General features: G+C 71.7%; 20 protein-coding genes. 13 read left to right on the forward strand and 7 right to left on the reverse strand.

The annotated features are described in order from the left end of the window. Positions 1-60 precede the first annotated feature (60 nt). Positions 61-606, reverse strand: coding sequence for a Uma2 family endonuclease (locus AB0B63_RS17880; RefSeq protein WP_357019750.1), 546 nt, complete (start codon positions 604-606; stop codon positions 61-63). A gap of 100 nt (positions 607-706) precedes the next feature. Between AB0B63_RS17880 and AB0B63_RS17885 the strand changes: the two genes are divergently transcribed. The 4 genes from AB0B63_RS17885 (at position 707) to AB0B63_RS17900 (ending at position 4,057) form a co-directional block, all read left to right on the forward strand. Next, positions 707-1,450, forward strand: coding sequence for a M50 family metallopeptidase (locus tag AB0B63_RS17885; protein WP_357019753.1), 744 nt, complete (start codon positions 707-709; stop codon positions 1,448-1,450). 138 nt (positions 1,451-1,588) lie between these two features. Continuing rightward, the gene (locus tag AB0B63_RS17890) at positions 1,589-2,581 is read left to right on the forward strand and encodes a 2-dehydropantoate 2-reductase N-terminal domain-containing protein (RefSeq protein WP_357019756.1); all 993 of its coding nucleotides are present in this window, start codon (positions 1,589-1,591) and stop codon (positions 2,579-2,581) included. Between the two features lie 70 nt (positions 2,582-2,651). After that, on the forward strand, positions 2,652-3,143 hold the full coding sequence (locus AB0B63_RS17895; RefSeq protein WP_208568590.1) for a SigE family RNA polymerase sigma factor: 492 nt from the start codon (positions 2,652-2,654) through the stop codon (positions 3,141-3,143). Further along, on the forward strand, positions 3,143-4,057 hold the full coding sequence (locus AB0B63_RS17900; protein WP_357019759.1) for a hypothetical protein: 915 nt from the start codon (positions 3,143-3,145) through the stop codon (positions 4,055-4,057). Before AB0B63_RS17895 ends, AB0B63_RS17900 begins: the two co-directional genes overlap by 1 nt. 180 nt (positions 4,058-4,237) lie before the next feature. Here AB0B63_RS17900 and AB0B63_RS17905 read toward each other — a convergent pair whose 3' ends face one another. After that, entirely contained in the window at positions 4,238-5,818 is a 1,581-nt protein-coding gene (locus tag AB0B63_RS17905) for an acyl-CoA carboxylase subunit beta (protein WP_219467094.1), read from the reverse strand. Between the two features lie 111 nt (positions 5,819-5,929). On the opposite strand from AB0B63_RS17905, the gene AB0B63_RS17910 reads away from it, so the two are divergent. After that, the gene (locus tag AB0B63_RS17910; RefSeq protein ID WP_208568587.1) at positions 5,930-6,805 is read left to right on the forward strand and encodes a biotin--[acetyl-CoA-carboxylase] ligase; all 876 of its coding nucleotides are present in this window, start codon (positions 5,930-5,932) and stop codon (positions 6,803-6,805) included. Between the two features lie 117 nt (positions 6,806-6,922). After that, positions 6,923-7,495: a PH domain-containing protein gene (locus AB0B63_RS17915; protein ID WP_208568586.1), complete on the forward strand. Its 573-nt coding sequence runs from the start codon at positions 6,923-6,925 to the stop codon at positions 7,493-7,495. Between the two features lie 72 nt (positions 7,496-7,567). Here AB0B63_RS17915 and AB0B63_RS17920 read toward each other — a convergent pair whose 3' ends face one another. Both AB0B63_RS17920 and AB0B63_RS17925 read right to left on the reverse strand, forming a co-directional pair. Next, entirely contained in the window at positions 7,568-8,329 is a 762-nt protein-coding gene (locus AB0B63_RS17920; RefSeq protein WP_208568585.1) for a GtrA family protein, read from the reverse strand. 62 nt (positions 8,330-8,391) lie between these two features. Continuing rightward, positions 8,392-8,931 (reverse strand): GtrA family protein, encoded by a 540-nt coding sequence (locus AB0B63_RS17925; protein ID WP_208568665.1) that lies wholly within the window; start codon positions 8,929-8,931, stop codon positions 8,392-8,394. A gap of 369 nt (positions 8,932-9,300) precedes the next feature. Between AB0B63_RS17925 and AB0B63_RS17930 the strand changes: the two genes are divergently transcribed. The 3 genes from AB0B63_RS17930 to AB0B63_RS17940 all read left to right on the forward strand — a co-directional run bounded on the left by AB0B63_RS17930 (position 9,301) and on the right by AB0B63_RS17940 (position 12,971). Then, positions 9,301-11,142, forward strand: coding sequence for a phosphoenolpyruvate carboxykinase (GTP) (locus tag AB0B63_RS17930; protein WP_357019765.1), 1,842 nt, complete (start codon positions 9,301-9,303; stop codon positions 11,140-11,142). 78 nt (positions 11,143-11,220) lie between these two features. Continuing rightward, a complete protein-coding gene (locus AB0B63_RS17935) occupies positions 11,221-12,087 on the forward strand; it encodes a hypothetical protein (RefSeq protein ID WP_357019768.1) in 867 nt (288 codons plus the stop codon). Between the two features lie 113 nt (positions 12,088-12,200). Beyond that, entirely contained in the window at positions 12,201-12,971 is a 771-nt protein-coding gene (locus AB0B63_RS17940; protein ID WP_208568582.1) for an isoprenyl transferase, read from the forward strand. Between the two features lie 66 nt (positions 12,972-13,037). On the opposite strand, the gene otsB is transcribed toward AB0B63_RS17940, so the two are convergent. From otsB to AB0B63_RS17955, 3 genes are all read right to left on the reverse strand, one after another. Continuing rightward, entirely contained in the window at positions 13,038-13,862 is an 825-nt protein-coding gene (gene otsB, locus AB0B63_RS17945) for a trehalose-phosphatase (RefSeq protein WP_208568581.1), read from the reverse strand. Positions 13,863-13,951: 89 nt separating this feature from the next. Beyond that, positions 13,952-14,305 carry a hypothetical protein gene (locus AB0B63_RS17950; RefSeq protein ID WP_208568580.1) on the reverse strand — a complete coding sequence of 118 codons (354 nt, stop codon included), beginning with the start codon at positions 14,303-14,305 and terminating at the stop codon, positions 13,952-13,954. 162 nt (positions 14,306-14,467) lie between these two features. After that, positions 14,468-14,908 carry an XRE family transcriptional regulator gene (locus AB0B63_RS17955; protein WP_208568579.1) on the reverse strand — a complete coding sequence of 147 codons (441 nt, stop codon included), beginning with the start codon at positions 14,906-14,908 and terminating at the stop codon, positions 14,468-14,470. 265 nt (positions 14,909-15,173) lie between these two features. On the opposite strand from AB0B63_RS17955, the gene AB0B63_RS17960 reads away from it, so the two are divergent. The 4 genes from AB0B63_RS17960 (at position 15,174) to AB0B63_RS17975 (ending at position 18,728) form a co-directional block, all read left to right on the forward strand. After that, entirely contained in the window at positions 15,174-15,518 is a 345-nt protein-coding gene (locus tag AB0B63_RS17960; RefSeq protein ID WP_208568578.1) for a hypothetical protein, read from the forward strand. Between the two features lie 31 nt (positions 15,519-15,549). Then, positions 15,550-15,957: a hypothetical protein gene (locus AB0B63_RS17965; protein ID WP_357019775.1), complete on the forward strand. Its 408-nt coding sequence runs from the start codon at positions 15,550-15,552 to the stop codon at positions 15,955-15,957. Positions 15,958-16,326: 369 nt separating this feature from the next. Beyond that, on the forward strand, positions 16,327-17,742 hold the full coding sequence (locus tag AB0B63_RS17970; RefSeq protein ID WP_208568576.1) for a PhoH family protein: 1,416 nt from the start codon (positions 16,327-16,329) through the stop codon (positions 17,740-17,742). Between the two features lie 287 nt (positions 17,743-18,029). Continuing rightward, positions 18,030-18,728 carry a transglycosylase SLT domain-containing protein gene (locus tag AB0B63_RS17975; protein WP_208568575.1) on the forward strand — a complete coding sequence of 233 codons (699 nt, stop codon included), beginning with the start codon at positions 18,030-18,032 and terminating at the stop codon, positions 18,726-18,728. Positions 18,729-18,767 lie beyond the last annotated feature (39 nt).

Below are 18,767 nucleotides of genomic sequence, written 5' to 3' on the forward strand. Positions count from 1 at the left end.
AGTGGATGTCTGGTGATCCGAACCGGTCAGGGCAGGCCAGAGGCGGTATCAGGCAACGGCTCAGCGCAGCGCGGCCGGGTCGAGTTGCCAGCGGAACGGCTCGGCCAGGGTCAGCGTCTCGCCGGCCTTCGCCACCTGGTCCTCCACATAGTGCCTGCCGTCGAGCCGGTGCAGCCGCAGCGAGTGGGCGTCACCGTCCTGCTCGACCAGCAAATACCACGGGATGCCGGCGAGCGCGTAGAGCTGCATCTTGACCAGGCGGTCGGCGGCGGCGTCGCCCGGGGAGACGATCTCGCAGACCAGCGCCACCTCACCGGCCTCGACCACCATGCCCTCGTCGTCGGTGTCGGCGACCACCACGTCGGGAATGACGATCCGGTCCACCCCGAGCCGGAGGTTCACCGCTTCGAACACCAGCAGCCGGCCCGCCGCAGCCTCGGCGCTGTTGGCCAGCAGGCGGGACACCCGCTGGTGCCGCTTGCTCGGAGCAGGGCTCACGATCAGGCTCCCGTCGAGCAGTTCGATCCGGCTCGGGGTGTCGCCCATGGCGAGGTAGTCGGCCTCGGTCCAGAGACCGACGTGGTGTTCCAGGGGAGCCGCGCTCACCGGCCCTCACCCCCCGTTCCGCTCGCCGCCCGGTCAGTCTCACACGATACGAGGCGACGAGCGTCGAGCAACACGAACCGGCCGGGTAGGCTCCCCGGCCATGGTGTCGATCGACGGGCTGGGCGACCTCTGGGACCGGCTGTTCAGCGCCCAACCCGACCCGCCGCCCCTGCTGGTGGTGCTCACCGCCCTGGCCGCGCTGGCGGTCGTCGCGGTCCGGTCGTCCTGGCGGGTCGCCCGCAACGCGGTGACCATCGCCCACGAGGGGGGTCACGCCCTGGCGGCGCTGCTCACCGGGCGGCGGCTGCACGGCATCCGGCTGCACTCGGACACCTCCGGCCTCACCCTCACCGCCGGCCGTCCCACCGGCCCCGGCATGATCCTCACCCTGCTCGCCGGGTACGTCGCGCCGTCGCTGGTCGGCCTGGGCGGTGCCTGGCTGCTCGGCGGCAACCGGATCACCCTGCTGCTCTGGGTCGCGGTCGCGCTGCTGCTCGCCATGCTGCTGCTGGTCCGCAACGTCTTCGGGATGCTCTCCCTGCTGATCACCGGCGGGGTGGTGCTGCTGGTCTCCTGGTACGCCACCCCGCAGGTGCAGGCCGTGTTCGCCTGGACCTCGGTCTGGTTCCTGCTGATCGGCGGCGTCCGGCCGGTCTTCGAGCTGCAACGGCTGCGCAGCCGGGGCCGGATGCCCGAGTCCGACGCCGACCAGTTGGCCCACCTGACGCCCTTCCCGGCGTTGCTCTGGGTGTTCGTCTTCGGGCTGGTCAACCTGTTCGCCCTCGCCGTCGGCGCGGTCCTGCTCGCCGGGCCGCTGCTCACCAGGGCCGGCATTCCGCTCTGAGGCCGCCCACCCGGGCCGCTGCACCGCGACCGCACCTCCAGCGGCATCCCGCGTCGAGCCGTCGGGGGCCGTGCGGTACCCGCACCTGCGGACGACGCCGGTTCGCCGACCTGGCCGGATGCGGGCAGAATCGGTCCGATGCGATACGTGATCATCGGAGCGGGCGCGGTCGGCGGCACCATCGGCGTACTGCTGGGAGAGGCCGGGCGCGACGTCACACTGGTGGCTCGGGGCGCGCACCTGGACGCGATCCGCCGCCGGGGGCTCACGCTGCGTACCCCCGACCGGTCGGTGACCTGGCGTGGGCCGGCCACCGGCGGGCCGGGCCCGGAGCCGCTGCCGGCCGACACCGCCCTGGTACTGACCGTCAAGTCGCAGCACACCTGGGCCGCCCTGGACGCCTGGGCGGACACCCCGGTCGTCGGCGGTGGCACGGCCGGGCAACGGTTGCCCCTGTTCACCGCGCAGAACGGGGTGGCGAACGAGCCGACCGCGCTGCGCCTGTTCGCCCACGTCCACCCGGTCTGCGTGTGGTTGCCGGCGACCCATCTCGACCCGGGACGGGTGATCGCCAGTGGTCACCCGTACCCGGGGATGTTGCACCTGGGCCGCTATCCGGCCGGTGCCGACGAGACCGACGTGGCGGTGTCGGCGGACCTGACCGCCGCCGGTTTCGTCGCCCCGGTGCGGCCCGACGTGATGCGGTGGAAGTACGGCAAGCTGTTGAACAACCTCGGCAACGGGGTGCAGGCCCTGCTCGGTGGCGACCTTCCCGGCTGGCTGCTCGACCGGGTCCGGGCCGAGGGCGTCGCCGTGCTCGCCGCCGCCGGGATCGCGCACTCCAGCGAGGACGAGGAACGGGCCGAGCGGGGTGACCGGGTCGGCACCCGGCCGGTCGACGGGCAACCCCGCAGCGGCAGCTCGACCTGGCAGAGCCTGACCCGGGCGGCGGGTTCCACCGAGGCCGACCACCTCAACGGTGAGATCGTGCAGCTCGGCCGTCGGTACGGGGTGCCCACGCCGGCCAACACCGCCGTGCAGATCGCGGTCCGCCGGCTGGCGCGGGAACGACTGCCCGCCGGCACCTTCCCGCTGGCCGAACTGACCGACCTGGTGCAGCGACCAGAATGATCGGCTGACCACGCAACCCACCGGTGTGCGGCGCGCGTGTCACCTGCGACCGCCACGGGGAGGTACCAGGGTGCCGGACGTCGACGGGTTCGACGAGTTCTACCGGGGCAGCCGACACCGGCTGCTCGGCTTCGTCTGCGCGCTCACCGGCAACCTGGCCGAGGCGCAGGACGCCGTGCAGGAGGCGTACGTGCGCGCCTGGCAACGCTGGTCGACGGTGAGCGGGTACGACGACCCGGAAGCCTGGGTACGGGTGGTGGCCTCCCGGATCGCGGTCAGCCGTTGGCGCAGCCTGCGCAGTCGGGCCCGCGCCTACCTGCGGCACGGGGCGACCGAGAGCGTGCCCGGCCCCGGCACCGACACCCTGGAAGTGGTCGCCGCCCTGCGGCAACTGCCCGAGGAACAGCGCATCGCGCTCGCCCTGTACTACCTGGTCGGCATGCCCGTCGCCGAGGTGGCCCGGCAGACCGCAGCCCCGGTGGGCACGGTCAAGGCCCGGCTCTCCCGGGGGCGTGCCGCGCTCGCCGGGCTGCTCACCGTTGCTGACCTGGAGGAGGTCTGATGGCTGAGGATCCGACCTTCGTCGACCGGCTGCACCGGGACCTGCGTGCGGTCCACTGGCCCGAGCCGGCGGAGATCCGGGCCCGCGCCCGTCGCCGGGCCCGTCGGACGGCGGGGCTGTCGGCGGTGACGGTGCTCGTGGTGCTGGCCGGCTCCGCCGCGCTGGTGACCGGGCGGTCCGCCGGGCTGCCGTCCCCCACCGCCCCGGTGGCGGCCTCGGACTCCGCACCGGTCGTCTACCCGGCCCGGACGGAGATCCCCCTCGCCGCCCTGCTGACTCCCGCCGACCTGCCCGTGCGGACCGGGGCCCGGCTGGGCGGGACGGGGCTGGCCGAGACCGTCCAGGTCGACCCGCTGCTCGAATCGTGCGGGCGGGAACGTGCGGTCGCCGCCCAACTGCCGGTGTCCCGCGCCTCCCGTTCACAGACCCTGCTGCGTCCCGGAACCCGCACCGACCTCCCGGTCGCCCAGGTGCTGAGCCAGGACGTCTACCGGATCGAACCACCCCGGGGCCGGTGGCTGTTCGGGGAGATCTACCGGCTGCTCGACGCCTGCGCGACGTGGACCCTCGGCGCGTCCCTGCTGACCGCCGATCAGCAGCCGGCCCGCACCGGGCAGGAGCACCGCTGGGAGCCGGCGGCGAAAGACTTCGCCGGTGACCAGTCGGTGCTGCTGCGGCACGTGACGTCGCAGCCCCGGGCGCAGGCCGACGGCGAGCCGGCCGGCCGGCCGACAGCCGTCGAGGCGACCCTGGTGGTCCGGGTCGGTGACCTGGTGACCGTGGTCGCGCCCGCCCCGGAAACGGTCGCCGACCGGGCCGACGGCACCGGTCCGGAGCTGACCCAGGCCGCCCTCGTCGCGTTGGGCGGGAGAGCCGCGAAACGCCTCTGCCCGGCCACCGACGCGCCCTGCTGACCGGCCCGGGTTCCCCCGGGCCCTGCTGACCGGCCTGCGGGCTCCCGGCCCTGCTGACCGGCCTACTGGCTGCCGGCCCTGACCGGCCCGCTTGCCCCCGGCGGGGTCCTGCTCTGCTGCCCGGTGCGCGCCAGGGCGGCTGCCCGCGGTCCACCGTCGGCACGCCCGGGGCCGGGTCGGCTACAGCGGGATGTTGCCGTGCTTCTTCGGCGGCAACGTCTCCCGCTTGGTCCGCAGCACCCGCAGCGCCCGGACGATCTGGGTCCGGGTCTCGTGCGGCGGGATCACCGCGTCGACGTACCCGCGCTCGGCGGCGACGTACGGGTTGGCCAGGGTGTCCTCGTACTCGGCGATCCGCTCGGCCCGGACGGCGGCGGGATCCTCGGCGGCGGCCAGCTCCTGCCGGTAGAGGATGTTCACCGCGCCCTGCGCACCCATCACCGCGATCTGCGCCGTCGGCCAGGCGAAGTTCAGGTCCGCCCCGAGATGCTTGGAGCCCATCACGTCGTACGCCCCGCCGTACGCCTTGCGGGTGATCACGGTGACCTTCGGCACGGTGGCCTCGGCGTACGCGTAGAGCAGCTTCGCGCCCCGGCGGATGATGCCGTCCCACTCCTGGCCGGTGCCGGGCAGGAACCCGGGAACGTCCACGAAGGTCAGCACCGGGATGTTGAACGCGTCGCAGGTACGCACGAACCGGGCCGCCTTCTCCGAAGCGGCGATGTCCAGGGTGCCGGCGAAGTGCATCGGCTGGTTGGCGACCACCCCCACCGGGCGGCCCTCCACCCGGCCGTAGCCGACCACGATGTTCTGCGCGTAGAGCGGCTGCACCTCCAGGAACTCGCCGTCGTCGAGGACGTGCTCGACGACCCGGTGCATGTCGTACGGCTGGTTGGCCGAGTCGGGGACCAGGGTGTCCAGTTCCCGGTCGGCGTCGGTGACGTCGAGGTCGGCCGGCGCGTCGAGGACCACCGGTTCGTCCAGGTTGTTCGACGGCAGGTAGGACAGCAGCGCCTTGACGTAGTCGATCGCGTCGTCCTCGTCGGTGGCCAGGTAGTGCGCGTTGCCGCTGCGCGTGTTGTGGGTACGCGCGCCACCCAGCTCCTCCATCGCCACGTCCTCGCCGGTGACCGTCTTGATGACGTCCGGGCCGGTGATGAACATGTGCGAGGTCTGGTCGACCATCACGGTGAAGTCGGTGACCGCCGGGGAGTAGACGGCACCACCCGCGCACGGACCCATGATCAGCGAAACCTGGGGGATGACCCCGCTGGCCCGTACGTTGCGGAAGAAGATCTCGCCGTAGAGGCCGAGCGAGACGACACCCTCCTGGATGCGCGCGCCACCGGAGTCGTTGATCCCGACCACCGGGCAGCCGATCTTCATGGCCAGGTCCATCACCTTGACGATCTTTTCGCCGAAGACCTCGCCGAGGGAGCCGCCGAAGACGGTGAAGTCCTGGGCGAAGACGCAGACCTGCCGGCCGTCCACGGTGCCGTAACCGGTGACCACCCCGTCGCCGTACGGGCGGGTGCGGTCCAGGCCGAAATTGGTGGACCGGTGCCGGGCGAACTCGTCCAGCTCGACGAAGGAGCCCTCGTCGAGCAGCAGCTCGATCCGCTCCCGGGCGGTCTTCTTGCCCCGCGCGTGCTGCTTCTCCACCCCGCGTGCGCCCGCGTGGACCGCCTCGTCGACCCGGCGCTCCAGGTCCGCCAGCTTGCCCGCGGTGCTGTGGATGTTGGTCCCGGTCTCGGTAGTCACCCTGGGAATATAACGATGGTTCAGGCCGACGCGGCTGTGCAGTACGCCTCAGTAGCTTCCGGCGGAGGCTGGCCGGGCGTCGGCGTCGGCCCCGGCCCGTAGGCTGGCGGGATGCCGGGTTCGCCGTACACCGATCTGGATCGACCGCCGCTGTCGGCGGCGCGGCTGTCCCGGGCGTTGACCCCGCCGGTGGGCCCCTGGCGGCGGCTGGACCTGCGGTCGGAGACCGGCTCGACCAACGCCGACGCGGCCGACGCCGCGCGGGCCGGCGAGCCGGAGGGCCTGGTCGTGGTCGCCGAGCGGCAGACCGCCGGCCGGGGCCGACGCGGTCGGGTCTGGCAGTCACCGCCGCGGGCGGGCCTCGCGACCAGCGTCCTGCTGCGGCCCGGAGAGGCCGTCACCGAGCGCGACTGGCCGCCCGCGCCCCCGACCGGGTACGGCTGGCTGCCGCTGCTCGCCGGTGTCGCGCTGGTCGAGGCGGTGTCCCGGCTGGCCGAGCTGGACGCCGGGTTGAAGTGGCCCAACGACCTGCTGGTCGGCGAGGCCAAGTGCGCCGGCATCCTGGCCGAGGCGGTGCCGGCGGCCGGGTCGGCCGAGCCACCCGCGATCGTGCTCGGCATCGGCCTGAACGTGACGCTGCGCGCCGACGAACTGCCGGAGAACCCGACCGGCCTGCCGGCCACCTCGCTGCAACTGGCCGGGGCCACCGCGACCGATCGTGATCCGCTGCTACGGGCCCTGCTGCGCGGCCTCGCCGACTGGTACGACAGGTGGCGGGCGGCCGGCGGTGACGCCGACGCGTGCGGCCTGCGGGAGGCGTACCTGGCCTCCTGCGCCACGGTGGGCCGGCAGGTGCGGGTGCTGCTGCCCGACGGTTCCGCGTTGACCGGGCTCGCCACCGGGGTGGATCCCGACGGTCACCTGCTGGTCGACACCGCTGCCGGTCAGCGGCGGCTGGCCGCCGGGGACGTGCTGCACCTGCGCTGACTCCGGTCGTCTGCGGTCGGTTCGTGCGTGGGGTGCACGGCGGGCCACCCGGCTGATCCGGCGGGTCGTGTCGACCGGTTACGGTCAGCGCGTCCGGTTGTCGGCTAGGAGGTTCCCGTGGCGTTCCCCGAAGACGTGCTCACCGAGGACGAGCACGTCGTCCTGCACCTGCACCCGCACTGGAAGGCGCTGCTGCGGCCGGTCCTGGTGCTGGTCATCGGTGTCGCGGCGGTGGTGGCGGGCTGGCTCCTGCTGCCCGACGGCGACGGTGGCGCGTTGGTGCTCGCCGTGGTCGCCGGTCTGTTCCTGATCGCGGTGCTCTGGCTGGGGTTGTGGCCGTTCCTGGTCTGGCGCAGCACGCACTACCTGTTCACCAACGAGCGGGTGCTGCTCCAGGAGGGGGTCTTCTCCCGGCACCGGCGGGACCTGCCGCTGGCCCGGATCAACGACCACTCGATGACCCAGCGGTTCACCGAACGGCTGCTGGGGTGCGGCACGCTCACCATCGAGTCGGCCGGCGAACGGGGGCAGTCGGTGCTCGTCGACGTGCCCCGGGTCGACCGGGTGCAGACCACCCTCTACGAGCTGGTGGAGGCGCAGCACGACAAGCACACGCTGGGCGACGGGGAGATGCGCGACATCCTGGCCGACATGCGGGAGGGCAAGCCGCTGCGCGACACCACCGGCTGACCCGGGCGGGGGTGCGCGACGGCCCCGGGACGTTCCCGGGGCCGTACCGGTCGGATCGTGCGACCGGGTCGGTCAGGCGCGTGGCGCGCGGTTGGTGCCGGCGTGCAGCTCGGTGGGCAGTTTCGCGTTCAGGTCACCGCCGGCCGCCGTCCGGCCGACGCCGCTGCTTCCGCCCCGGGCCTGTGTGAACACCGTTTCGGTGGCCGGCGCGGGGGTGCGCGGCGGTTCGGTGGCGGGTCGGAGCGTGGGGCCGGTGGTCGGGCCGGGTCGTGGTTCCGGCTGGGCCTGGGCCTCCTCCAGCTCGCTGACCGATTCGGCCAACTCGGCCACCGGGTCCAGTTCGGCCATGGTGTCCCACTCGTCCCGCTTGATGGCGTGCCAGCTCTCCTCGGCGTGCCGGGGGACCGGCTGGAAGACGAAGGTCCGGTAGGACCAGAACCGGAACAGGGTGGCGAGCAGTACGCCGCCGGTCTTCGCCACGTTGAGCGCGAGCAGGCTGTTGAACCCGAGGCCGTACTTGGCGGCGGCGAGCACGCCCAGTTCGATGATCAGGCCGGCGCCGTTGAACAGAAAGAAAAGGGCGTATTCGCGCTTAAGTGCTGATTTGGGACGATCCCGGTACGTCCAGTGACGATTCATCAGATACGACGTGATGGTCGCCACGATGGTGGCGATGACCGTCGCCTTCAGTTGACCGTCGACAAAGACCGTGAGTGCCAGGGCATTGAACACCGCGTAATTGATGACGGTGTTGACGCCCCCGACGATGCCGAATTTGAGCGCCTCGCGGATGAACTTCTGCCAGCGCTCGGGCAGCAGACGGACAAGACGCATGCGCAACACCTTAGGGCAGTGGACGATGCCGGAGGCTCCGGCTGGACGGGGAGGGCGACCGCTCACGACCCGGGCGACGGGTCGTCGGTGGTCGCCTCCGGAAGCGGGGGAGTTCCCGCTTCGACGAAGACGAACCGTCGGTACGACCAGAACCGGAACAGCGTGCCGAGCGCGGTGCCGACCACGTAGCTGGCGATGTTGTCGGCCAACGGGGTGCGGAAGACGTCGGGCCAGATGCTGCCCAGGCCGTAGCGGCTGCCCGCCAGGCAGGCCACCGCGATGCCCAGGCCGACCGCGTTGAAGAAGAAGAACAGCGCGTACTCGCGGGCCGGGTTGGAGCGCACCCGGTGCCGCCAGGTCCAGAACCGGTTGCCGACGAACGCGACAGTCGCCGCGATCACCGTGGAGATGACCCGGGCGGTCACCGGCTCCATCCCGCGGGCCAGCGTGAGGAAGTTGAACAGCGCGAAGTCGACCAGGAAGGCCACCCCGCCCACGGTGGCGAACTTGCTCAACTCGCGGATGAGGTGACCGAACCGGTCCAGCAGCGAACGGACCAGACCCGGGCGGGTCTGTGGGGTCCCCGGTTGGTCCCCGGTCATCGTCGCGGCCACCTCGCGAGCGTACCGGTTGCCGGCTGATCGGACGGGGCACCACCGGCGACCTGTCGCGCGCCGCGCGCCGATCCGCCCGGACGCCCGGTTTCCCCGTCGCCCGCCGTTCGTTCTCGCGGTCACCGGCAGTTCGCCTGAGGATTTGCGTGAAACTGCGCGTGAAAGCGGGTATCAGCTCGTGTTACCGCAGCCGGGCGGCACCTTGTGCAGTTGTTCACAACCAGTCCCACTGACTCGCGGGTCCGCCCGGTTTACGCTGAGGCCAATCCCAGGTTTCCACGAAGGCGACGCGGCCCGCGTCCGCCGAGACTCGTGCATCCCATAAATCGGTCAGCGTCGACCACAAGGAGATGAGTCATGGTTGCTCCGGCTACTGTGCGGGGGATCGATCAGGCCCCCACGACCCACCCCAAGCTGCTCGCCTGGGTCCGGGAGATCGCGGAACTGACGACCCCGGACCGGGTGGTCTGGGTGGACGGAACCGACGAGGAGTGGCGGCGTCTCACCGACGAACTCGTCGACAGCGGGACCCTGATCCGGCTCAACCCGGAAAAGAAGCCGAACTCCTTCTACGCCCGCACCGACCCCACGGACGTCGCCCGGGTCGAGGAGCGCACCTTCATCTGCTCGGTGGACGAAGCGGACGCCGGCCCCACCAACAACTGGATGGCGCCGGCCGAGATGAAGCGGACGATGACCGAGTTGTACCGGGGTGCGATGCGCGGCCGGACGATGTACGTCATCCCGTTCTGCATGGGCCCGGTCGAGGCCGAGAACCCGATGTTCGGCGTCGAGATCACCGACAGCCCGTACGTGGTCGCCTCGATGCGGATCATGACCCGGATGGGTGCCGCCGTGCTGGAGGCGATGGGCGACGACGCCGAATTCGTGCACGCGCTGCACTCCATCGGCGCCCCGCTCGCCCCCGGCCAGTCCGACGTGGCCTGGCCGTGCAACGAGACGAAGTACATCTCGCACTTCCCGGAGAGCCGGGAGATCTGGTCCTTCGGCTCCGGTTACGGCGGCAACTCGCTGCTGGGCAAGAAGTGCTACTCGCTGCGGATCGCCAGCGTGATGGGGCGGGACGAGGGCTGGCTCGCCGAGCACATGCTGATCCTCAAGATCACCTCGCCGGAGGGGAAGGTCTACCACGTGGCGGGCGCGTTCCCGTCCGCCTGCGGCAAGACCAACCTGGCCATGCTGGAGCCGACCATCCCCGGTTGGAAGGTCGAGACCATCGGCGACGACATCGCCTGGATGCGGTTCGGCCCCGACGGTCGCCTCTACGCGGTCAACCCGGAGTACGGCCTGTTCGGCGTCGCCCCGGGCACCGACTGGAAGACCAACGCCAACGCGATGCGCACGCTGGACCGGGGCAACTCCGTGTTCACCAACGTCGCCCTCACCGACGACGGTGACATCTGGTGGGAGGGCATGGGTGAGCCGCCGGCCCACCTGACCGACTGGAAGGGCAACGACTGGACGCCGGAGAGCGAGCAGCTCTCCTCCCACGCGAACAGCCGCTTCTGCACCCCGATCACCCAGTGCCCGATCCTGGCCGACGACTACTTCGACCCCAACGGGGTACCGATCGACGCGATCCTGTTCGGCGGGCGTCGCCGGGACACCATCCCGCTGGTCACCGAGGCCCGCGACTGGGTGCACGGGGTCTACCTGGGGGCGACGCTCTCCTCGGAGACCACCGCCGCCGCGTCCGGCGCGGTCGGCGTGGTGCGCCGCGACCCGATGGCGATGCTGCCGTTCATCGGCTACCACGCCGGTGACTACTTCAACCACTGGATCGAGATGGGCAAGGGCGTCGACGGGGACGCCGCCAAGCTGCCCAAGATCTACTACGTGAACTGGTTCCGCAAGGACGCCGAGGGCAACTTCCTCTGGCCCGGCTTCGGCGAGAACTCGCGCGTGCTGAAGTGGGTCGTCGAGCGGCTCGAGGGCACCGCCGCCGCGGTGGAGACCCCGATCGGCATGGTGCCGACCGCCGACGCGCTGGACGTCGACGGGCTCGACATGACCCCCGAGGACGTCCGGATCGCCCTGAAGGTCGACCCCGAGGAGTGGCGTAACGAGTTGCCGCTGGTCACCGAGTGGTTCGAGAAGTTCGGTGACAAGCTGCCCGCCGTCCTGTGGTCGGAGCTGGACGCGCTGCGCGCCCGGCTCGACGCTGAGCAGCCACGGTAACCGGACACCGGGCAGCCTCCGTCGCGGCGCGGCGGTGACAGGTGTGCGGGGGGCCCGTTGCGGGCAACATCACCAACCATGAGGACGGCCGCCGTGACCCCGCAGGTCCGGCGGCCGTCCGCCGTCCGGGTGTTGACCGTCCTGCTGGCGTCGACCGCCGCCGCCACCGTCGCGGTCGAGCTGCTCAACTGGTGGTACGCCCCGGAGCAGGAGTTCGGCCTCGCGGTACGCACCGGCTGGGCGATGCTGCGCTCATTGGGTTTCCTGGTGCTGATCGGGCAGGTGAACCGGGGACGGGCCGGGGCGAAGCCGTTCGGGCTGATCCTCGCCGTGACCACCGTCTTCGCGGTCGGCCGGCTGGTGGTGCCCCGGCAGGGCGTGCCGCCGCTGCCCGGCCTGCTCGGCTTCGCCGTGCTCACCGCGCTCTGCGTCGCCGTGGTCGTGCTGCTCTACCGCTGCGACGCGGTCACCGGGCATCTGGTGCGCCACCGCCGGGGCCTGGTGGTCGAGGGCGGGACGATCGCCTGGCGGGAGGTCGCCCCGAAACGCCCCCAGGTCACCGGTTGGCTGCTCACCGCCCGGGTGGCCGCCTTCACCTACAGCCCGCTGATGCTGGTGCCCGCCCTGGTGGCTGGCGGCGCGGTGCTGGACGGCCGGCTCGCCGCCGTACCGGTGGTGCTGCTCTGGTTCGGTGGCGGCATCGTGGTCAGCTATCTGGTGCTGTTCTGTACGGCGTTCCTGATGCGTGGCCGACCCTGGGCCCGCCGCCTGCTGGTGACGGTCACCCTGGGCGTCCTCGCGGTCAACATCCCCCTGTGCTGGTGGCTCCTCGGCCTGGACGGCCTGATCCGCGACGGCGCCCCCCTCCTGGCAGCCGCCACCCTCACCCTCTACTCCCTCCACCGAGCCACCCCAGCCCCCACCCCCGAGGGCCCGCCCCGGTGATCAAGAGGTTTCGGTCAGCGGCCGGCGGTGGGATGGCGTATTTCTCTTGATCACGCCCGTAGTGCGCCCACCGAGGCACTGATATTCGGTGCGGGTCGCTACGCTGCAGGGTGATGACTCTGCGGAACCTTATCTACTCCGTCTACGAGCGCCGGTTGACGGCCAGGCTCGCAGGTCGGCCGGTGCCCCGGCACGTGGGCGTGATGTGCGACGGCAATCGTCGGTGGGCGCGGGAGATGGGCCTCGTCGATCCGAACGACGGGCACCGGATGGGTGCCGAGCGGATCAAGGAGTTGCTGCGCTGGTGTGACGCGGCCGGGGTGGGTCACGTCACCCTCTGGTTGCTCTCCACCGACAACCTGTCCCGGCCGGCGGAGGAACTCGACCCGCTGCTCCAGATCATCGAGGATCTGACCACCGAGCTGGCCGAGGAGGGCAACCCCTGGCGGCTGCGGATGGTCGGTGCGCTCGACGTGCTGCCGACCCAGCACGCCCAGGCGCTCAAGGCCGCCGAGGAACGCACCCGGGAGCGCAGCGGCGGCGCCCAGGTCAACATCGCCGTCGGGTACGGCGGCCGGCGCGAGATCGCCGACGCGGTCCGTTCGCTGCTGGTGGAGCACGCCGCCAAGGGCGGCACCATCGAGGAACTGGCCAACTCGTTGGACGTGGACCACATCTCGGAGCACCTCTACACCCGGGGCCTGCCCGACCCGGATCTGATCATCCGGACCAGCGGCGAGCAGCGCCTGTCGGGCTTCATGCTCTGGCAGTCGGCGCACTCGGAGTTCTACTTCTGCGAGCTGAACTGGCCGGACTTCCGGCGGGTCGACTTCCTCCGCGCCCTGCGCTCCTACGGCACCCGGCAACGCCGCTACGGCACCTGACCCACCGACGCGACCGGGCGGGCCGTCCACGGCACCCCGCAGAACACCCGCGCGGCTGCGCTCAGCTCAGGTCAGGTGGTGTACGGCCCGGGTGAGGAAGTCGCCCAGCGCGGCGGGCGAGTCGATGGTGAGGTCGGCGGCCTCGGCGACCTCACGGCCGGTCTCCGGATTGGCCACCGCCACGCAGACGCCGAGGAAACCGGGGTCGGCGGCGGACCGGGCGCGCAGCGCCGCGAACGCCTTGATGTCGGAGACGTCGTCGCCGAAGTACCAGGCACCACCGGCGTCCCGGACCACCTCGCCGATGACCAGCCCCTTGTCCCGGTCGACGGGCGGCTTGAGCTCCAGCACCATCCGGCCCGCCTGCACCCGCAGCCCGAGCCGTTCGGCCTGGGCCCGGCCCCACTGCTCGACCGTCGGGCCGAGCTGCTGGGCGGTACGCCAGTGCAGCGCGACGCTCAGCCGCTTGAACTCCACCAGCGCCCCGGCGGGCAGTTCGGCGCGGGCCAGGTCGGCCAGTTCGGCCATGGTGGGCACCCAGGGCAGCGCGGCGGGTTCGGTGACCGTCTCGCCGCCGGAGTGGCTGTGCTCCAGGCCGTAGAGGCCGTAGAGGTCGATCCCGCTGAGGCCACCGAGGTGGTCGCGGAGGAAGTCGACGGGGCGGGCGGAGACGATCGCCACCCGCTGCACCACCGGGGCCAGCGCCTCCAACGCGGCGAGCACCTTGGGGGCGGGGCGTACCGCGGTGGGGTCGTCGTCGACCGGCGCGAGGGTGCCGTCGAAGTCGAAGAAGAGGACGGTGTCGGCGGCCCGCTCGGCGGTGGTACGCCAGGCGTGCTCAGCATCCAGCGGAATCGGTGGCTGCTGGTTACCCAGATTCAACGACGGCACGCGCGACAGCGTACCCCGGGGGTGGTGGCTGATTCGTGGCTTCGGAGTGGCTTCTTGACACCGGCGGGATGGGCTGATCGTGGTGCGCCTCAGCGCTCGGCGGCTCCCCGGCCGCGTCGTCCCAACGGCACCACTGTGGCCTGCCGGCCCTGGTTGAGCAGGTAACCCTCGACGAAGCCGGTGTTCCGGTCGCCGGTGCGGGCCTCGATCTCGTTGAGCCGCGCCACCATGAAGTCGGTGAGCGCGCTGACCCGGTCGTCGAGTCGGTCGTGCAGTTCGGCGACCACCGCCAGGACGACGGCGGTGCCGGCGGCGGTGAGGGCGAAGAGGTTGACGACCAGCGGAATCTGCCCACCGGTGCCCAGACCGACCACCAGGTTCGCGGTCACGCACGCGGTCAGGGAGACTGCCGCGACCACGACTGCCCACCATTTCAGGGTCATGGACAGACCCCTCCTTCTGTCCCGCAGGGCTGAGTTCGGCCTTGTCCCGTCCCCCCGCCGACGACGAGCCCAAGCAGTACGGATACGGACGCTAGCGTGCCCGTTGCGGCCCCGGAGCGAAACGGTCGGGTCTGCTCAGGCGTTCTTTCGCCATCTGAGGAACTACCCGGCCTGCTCGCCTCCATTTCGGACATCGAGGGGGAGCGTAGGGCGGTATGCGAGATAACGGATGGTTTCCCGGATGTGGAACTTCTCCGCGTCCGACACGGCGGGATCGACCAGCCGGCGCAGCAGCGCCTCGACGTCCGGGTCCATCGGAGGGGTGTTCGCCGCACCCCGGGGAGCGGCGGCCCGGTCCCAGCCGAGGGCGGTGAAGGCGGCGGCGGGGTTGAGGCCGAGCCCCTCACAGAACGCCACCACCCGTTCGGCCTCCGGGTCGCTGGCCCAGTCGCCGCGGACCCACCGGTTGATCGTCTGGCGGGAGACGCCGGTGCGGCGGGAGACCTCGGTGCCGGTCCAGGCCCGCATGGCCCGGGCGTCGTCGAGCGCCCGGCGAACGAAGGTGGCGAATGCGATCTTCCGGGCGGGGGCGGTCTCGGTCACCCCGTGACGGTACGGCCGTAACGCCCGTCCGGGGTGCCCGGGGCGGATCTTTGTCACGCATGTGAGACGCGCTCACCGTGCGACCCGACGCCTGGTGATTCCTCGCTTCATGGGTGTTTACCTGGGCATAATAGCCGCGTTGCGGGTCGGGGGGAACCGGGCAAAAAGCTGATACTGTCACGCTCATGGGACATTCTACGGTTTGTCACGTGCTTGAGACGATCACTGCTCACATGCGTCACGCGTCCGGTGCCAGGGGGGCGCGGTGACCGAACTCACGACCCGCGCCCAGGCGTTCGGCCTGATCGCGGAGGGGGTCGCCGCAGGACTCAGCGCACCCTGGCGGCTCTACCTGGCCCGCGGTTGCCGCTACCTGTCCCTGAGCGTCGGCGACCGGGACGAGTGGAACGCCTGGCGGACCCATCTGGGCTGCCCGGAGATGAGCGTCCGGGTCTACGACGCCGGGGGCGAGATCCGACGGTCCTCAATGGCCGAGGTCGTCCTGGACGGCTGCCGGATCAGCGTGGAGCTGGTCGAGGAGGTCAGCACCGAGGACCTGGAACGGTTGCTGGTCGTCGATCCGAGCCCGGCCGAGCCGGAGGACCGGTGATCCGGCCGACGCGGCCCACCGGAGCCGCCCGATGAGCCCGCTCCTCGCCGTGTTCCTCGTCCTCGTGCTGGGTGCGACCAGTTACGCCGCCGGTCGGTTGCACGGCCAGCTCAGCTACCGGATCGGCTACCGCTTCGGTTACCGGCAGGGTTACTTCGACGGGGACCGGGGCGCCTGGAACCGGCGTCGGCGTGACGCCCAGGCGGTGCTCGCCTCGGCGCTCGCCGTCCCGACCGGGACGGCTGCGGCTGCGGCTGGACCGTCCGCCCCGGCGGTCCGCCAGGGCACCACCTACGCCGGCTCCTCGTTCACCGCCCCGCCGGGCCCGGTCGCCGTCCGTCCTGGCCCGATGGTCGCCCCGCCTGGCCCGGTCGCTGCCCGTCCGGGGCCGGTCACCGGTCGGCACCCGACCGGCACGCTGGTTCGCCGGACCGGCTGAACCGCAGGGGCCACCTCCGTCGGTCACGGCGGACGCGGCCCAGCAGCTGGCTCGTCACCCTCCACGGCGTCGTCGACGATGTCGACCGCGTCGGACGGGTGACGCGGTTCCACCGGCCGGGATGCGCGCAGGGGGCTGGCATCCCGGCCGGTCCGCCGTCGGTCACCGCACCGGGGGCGGATCCTCGTCTGCCTCTAGCCGAGGCGGCCCGACGCCGCTAGCGTCTAGGCATGACCCGGGGTTCTCCCGGGTCAGCCGGCCGCCCGGATCTGCGACCTCGCACACGGGGTTCCGCATCCGACCCCGTGTCCCCGGGCACCGGAGGAGGCGGAACGCGGATGGCGGATGCCCGTCCGTCGGAGCAGGCCTGTGACGACTCGCCGTACGCCCGCCGGTGTCGACCAGATCCCGGCCGCGACTGCCACGACCCGCCGATCCACCCGGAGCCGCCGTACGACGGCCGCTGCTCCGCCCGGCCCCGAGGAGCCCGGACCAACCGGCCAGGTGTTCGTCCTGGACACGTCGGTGCTCCTGTCCGACCCGGCGGCCTTCCACCGCTTCGCCGAGCACGAGGTGGTCCTGCCCCTCGTGGTGATCTCGGAGCTGGAGGGCAAGCGGCACCACCCGGAGCTGGGTTGGTTCGCCCGCCAGTCCCTGCGGATGCTCGACGAGCTGCGGGTCCGGCACGGTCGGCTGGACCGCCCGGTGCCCGCCAACGAGTCCGGCGGCACGCTCACGGTGGAGCTGAACCACTCGGACGGCGGCGTCCTGCCCCCGGGCTTCCGCAACGAGTCCAACGACGCCCGCATCCTGTCGGTGGCGCTGAACCTGGCCGCCGAGGGGCGGGAGGTGACCCTGGTCAGCAAGGACATGCCGTTGCGGGTCAAGGCCGCCGCGGTGGGCCTGCGGGCCGACGAGTACCGGCACGGCCAGGCCAGCGATCCGACCTGGACGGGGATGGCCGAGCTGGAGCTGGGTGAGGACGAGATCGGCCGGCTCTACGCCGGGGACTGCCTCGACCTGGACGCCGCCGCCGGGCTGTCCTGCCACACCGGCCTGGTGCTGCACTCCACCCGGGGGTCGGCCCTGGGTCGGGTGCTGCCCGACAAGACGGTCCGGCTGGTCCGGGGCGACCGGGAGGCGTTCGGGGTGCACGGGCGGTCGGCCGAGCAGCGGATCGCGCTGGACCTGCTGCTGGACGAGTCGATCGGGATCGTGTCGCTGGGCGGTCGGGCCGGCACCGGCAAGTCGGCGTTGGCGCTCTGCGCCGGGCTGGAGGCGGTGATGGAACGCCGCCGGCACAAGAAGGTGGTGGTCTTCCGCCCGCTCTACGCCGTCGGCGGCCAGGAGTTGGGCTACCTGCCCGGCTCGGAGTCGGAAAAGATGTCGCCCTGGGCGCAGGCCGTCTTCGACACCCTCGGCGCGGTGGTGCACGAGAACGTACTGGAGGAGGTCACCTCCCGGGGCATTCTGGAGGTCCTCCCGCTGACCCACATCCGGGGCCGGAGCCTGCACGACGCCTTCGTCATCGTCGACGAGGCGCAGTCGCTGGAGCGGGGGGTGCTGCTCACCGTGCTGTCCCGGATCGGGCAGGGCTCGCGGGTGGTGCTGACCCACGACGTCGCCCAGCGGGACAACCTGCGGGTGGGCCGGCACGACGGGGTGACGGCGGTGATCGAGGCGCTGAAGGGACATCCGCTCTTCGCGCACGTCACGCTGAACCGGTCCGAGCGTTCCCCGATCGCGGCGATGGTGACCGATCTGTTGGAGGACATCCCGGGCTGAGTCCTGCGCGGGGTGGGGTCGCCCCCCATCGTCCGCATTCACTTTGTGGCACAGGTCACAATTCGCGCGCCGGGTTTCCCATCAGCCTCACTGTGCGCGATCGTGTCCCACGAGCGCCCACGTCCCGGTGGGGGTCATTGGTGAACGTTCGTCCCATCCGTGGACGAGCCGCCACCGCCCGCCGGTACGTCGGCGGCGACCGGCTGAGGTCGGGGCGCTCGTGGTGCGACCACGCCCGGCACGGGCTGGTCCGCGCCGCGCCATTGCCCCCGACGAAGGGATACTTCGTGAGTCGGCTGTGGAGCCGGTTCGGTGCCCGTACGGCCGCTGTCGCACTGCTCTCCGTGGGCGTTGCCGGCGGTTTCTACCTGGGCGAAGACCGGGAAACCCAGCAACAGGGCCTGACCGCACAGGTCGGCCTCCAGGTCGACCAGGCCGAGTACGACTACCAGCGTGACCGGCAGGCCGACCACCGGCGGGAGTCCGCCAAGCAGCGGTCCGCCGAGTACCAGGCGCGGCAGCGGGCCGCCGCAGCGGCCAAGGAAGCCGCCCAGCGGGCCAAGGCCGCCGAGGCCGCGGCGGCGTCGCGCAAGAAGGAACGTGATGAGGCCGAGGCCAAGGCCAAGTCGGAGGACGGGAAGATCAAGCCCTTCGCCGGCCCGGTCCCGGCCTCGTGCAGTTCCTACAGCGGGCACCGCAAGACCGGTTGCGCGATGCTCCTCCAGGCGGGCTTCAAGATCGACCAGATGCCCTGCCTGGACAAGCTCTGGAACAAGGAGAGCGGCTGGAACCCCAAGGCCAGCAACTCCTCGTCCGGCGCGTACGGCATCCCGCAGGCCGTTCCGGGCAACAAGATGAGCTCGGTCGCCAGCGACTGGCGGACCAACCCGGTCACCCAGATCAAGTGGGGCCTCGGCTACATCGAGGGCCGGTACGACAGCCCGTGCGGGGCCTGGGCCAAGAGCCAGAGTTCCGGCTGGTACTGATCGACGGGTACGACGGCGGGGCGGGTGGGCGACCACCCG

The organism is Micromonospora sp. NPDC049081 (assembly GCF_040648835.1).
Taxonomy (GTDB): Bacteria; Actinomycetota; Actinomycetes; order Mycobacteriales; family Micromonosporaceae; genus Micromonospora; species Micromonospora antibiotica.